4 protein-coding genes are annotated in these 2,717 nt (G+C 32.3%); all 4 read left to right on the forward strand.

The genetic code is table 11. The features are described 5' to 3' along the window. Positions 1–582, forward strand: a 582-nt coding sequence (locus RYO54_RS20145; protein ID WP_315122480.1) for an ABC transporter ATP-binding protein, incomplete at its 5' end; no start/stop codon positions are given. Further along, positions 575–2,134, forward strand: coding sequence for a putative ABC transporter permease subunit (locus RYO54_RS20150; protein WP_315122482.1), 1,560 nt, complete (start codon positions 575–577; stop codon positions 2,132–2,134). The genes RYO54_RS20145 and RYO54_RS20150, both read left to right, overlap by 8 nt. A gap of 18 nt (positions 2,135–2,152) precedes the next feature. Next, entirely contained in the window at positions 2,153–2,374 is a 222-nt protein-coding gene (locus RYO54_RS20155) for a DUF1648 domain-containing protein (protein WP_261041967.1), read from the forward strand. Next, positions 2,371–2,712 carry a GntR family transcriptional regulator gene (locus RYO54_RS20160; protein WP_049528519.1) on the forward strand — a complete coding sequence of 114 codons (342 nt, stop codon included), beginning with the start codon at positions 2,371–2,373 and terminating at the stop codon, positions 2,710–2,712. The genes RYO54_RS20155 and RYO54_RS20160 overlap by 4 nt, the downstream gene beginning before the upstream one ends. Positions 2,713–2,717 lie beyond the last annotated feature (5 nt).

Here is a 2,717-nt window from a genome sequence, read left to right on the forward strand (position 1 = left end):
ATAAAGGCAGTTGTCGGTATCCATGATTTTGAAGACGGAAGTATAATTATCAACGGTCATTCTATTAAAGAAGAACCTGTTATTTGTAAAAAAATGATGGCGTATATCCCAGATAATCCAGATTTGTATGAACATATGACAGGACTTCAATATATTAATTTTATTGCTGACTTGTTTGAAATTCCTACAAAAATACGCAGGGAGAGAATCCAAAAATACGGTGATTTATTTGATATGACTGAGCATCTTTCGGGGATTATTTCTTCATATTCACATGGTATGAAGCAACGAACAGCCATTATTTCTGCACTTGTACATTCTCCCAAACTGTTGATTTTAGATGAACCTTTTGTTGGGCTAGATCCCAAAGCAACTTTCCTACTAAAGAAAATTATGCATGAGTGTGTTTCAGATGGAGGTGCTATTTTCTTTTCAACCCATGTATTGGATGTTGCGGAAAAATTATGTAATAAGATTGCCATTATCAAAAATGGAAAGTTAATTGCAAGTGGCAATACAGGAGACGTCAAAGGTGATGAATCATTGGAGGCATTTTTCATGGAGGTGCAGGACAATGAGTAACATTTGGATACTGCTTAAAGCGCAATTGATTAATTTCTTTCCTATTAACGAGATTAGAGATTCAGGAAATAAAAAACAAAGTTCAATGGCTATTGCGAGTTTTGGCATAATAACTCTTTCCTTATTTTGCTTTGTTTATAATATACTAACAGCGAAAACATTGGTACACGTCGGACAGCAGGACTTGATACCGGCATATATGGTCTCTATATCAAGTTTTTCAATATTATTTTTGACTGTCTTTTATTCGAATGGCATTTTATTTGGCAGTCGAGATATGGAAATTCTCCTATCCTTACCTGTTAAAAGTTCGTATATTATCACCAGCAAGTTCATGTTTATGTACTTATTGAATTTTTTATTAGGCTTGATGTTTATGCTTCCGGGTGGAATTGTATGGGGCTTGAACGGAAGTTTAAACCTCCTACAGATTATATTGTATTTTACTTCTATAATTTTTGCCCCTTTGATCCCCATGTGTATAGCAGCATGCATGGGACTCATTATTGTTGTCGCTTCATCTTTTTTTAAAAGGAAAAATGTTATCTCTCTTATTTTTTCATTTGCGATGTTAGGTATAATTGGATATTTTGCATTATCAGCTTTGCAATCAGGTGATGAAAGTAGTATTGGGGTTACTCTGGCTAAGCAAATTACTGGACTGTATCCAATTTCTAGACTATTTATGTCATACTACAATTTTCCAATGTACTATGGGATGGGATTTTATATAGTTCTTTCAATAGTCGTCTTTTATCTATTTGTCAAAATTGCTTCGTTGAAGTATGGACTACTTAATACACTTGCCAATACAAAATCAAGATATGCTAATGACAAAGTATCTTATGAAAGAAAATCGGTATTTTTTTCCTTGTATCAAAAAGAGCTTGGACGATTTTTAAGTTCTTATATGGCAGTCTTGAATGCTGGGCTTGGAGTGATTCTTTTATGTGTCTTTAGTATATGTTTCCTGTTTAATTCTGTAGGGCAAATAGGAAATTCTGCAGGAATTGAAAATATAAATGAGTATCTTTCAAACTTAGCTCCTGTCTTTATTTTATCTATGCTTTCACTCAGTTGTCCAGCAGCTTCATCCATATCTTTAGAAGGTAAAAATATTTGGATTTTGAAAAGTTCTCCGGTTAAAGTGAAAATGATTTTAAATGCTAAGATAGCTGTCAACCTTACACTTCATTTGATTGGATATATGATTTCTGTATCTGTATTTATGCTGAAACTTGATATGAATCCTATTCAAGTTATGAATATAGTTATTGTTCCTATATGCTACTCCCTTTTTATAACGGTAATCGGCATTTCATTAAATAAAAAATATCCTAACTATAATTGGGACAGTGAGATGATAGTTGTCAAACAAAGTCTTCCTGTTATTGTAACTGGAATTATTGGTATGATTGCGCTTATTACGCCACTTTTGATTAATTGGCTGTTTAATCTTCCGATTATATTTGTTTTACAGTTAGTATCAGTAGTTTTATTGGTTATTACAATGGGTGTTTATTTAACAATAAGCAAGAAAAATTTTATCTAGTTAAAGGAGAAAAATAAGATGAAAAACAGACTGATAAAAGATATTTTGGTGTTATTAGTAATGCTAGCTATAATAGTTGTTATTTGTAGATTTCTCCCAGAAAAAGTTCCGATTCATTTCAATGCAAAAGGAGAAGCAGATATATTTGCAAATAAATACTATCTTCTACTAGCTACAGTCATCCCTTATTCTGCATATTGGAAGTTTGTTAGGGAAAGTGATAATAAAAAGATTAAATGAAACACCATCTATATTTACAAATTGCATCAAAATTAAGAACGACTATTTTAAGAGGTGATTATGCACCTGAACAACAAATTCCTTCAATAAGGAGATTAGCAGAAAACGAGAAGTGTAATCCGGCAACTGTCCAAAAAGCAATGAAAGTTCTCGAAGAACAGAATTTGGTTATTAGCTGTGGAACATTAGGATATTTTGTCATAGCAAGCGAGCAAGAAATAAAGGAGTTAAGATATCAAGAATCTAACAAGCTAGTGAAAATTTTGTTTGAAAAACTTGGTGAGCTAGGCTTTTCAGAAGATGAGATTGTCAATTTATTTTTTAGAAAAGATGCTTAGAAGAA

Origin of the sequence: uncultured Clostridium sp. (genome assembly GCF_963515715.1) — a bacterium.
Taxonomy (GTDB): Bacteria; Bacillota; Clostridia; order Clostridiales; family Clostridiaceae; genus Clostridium_AW.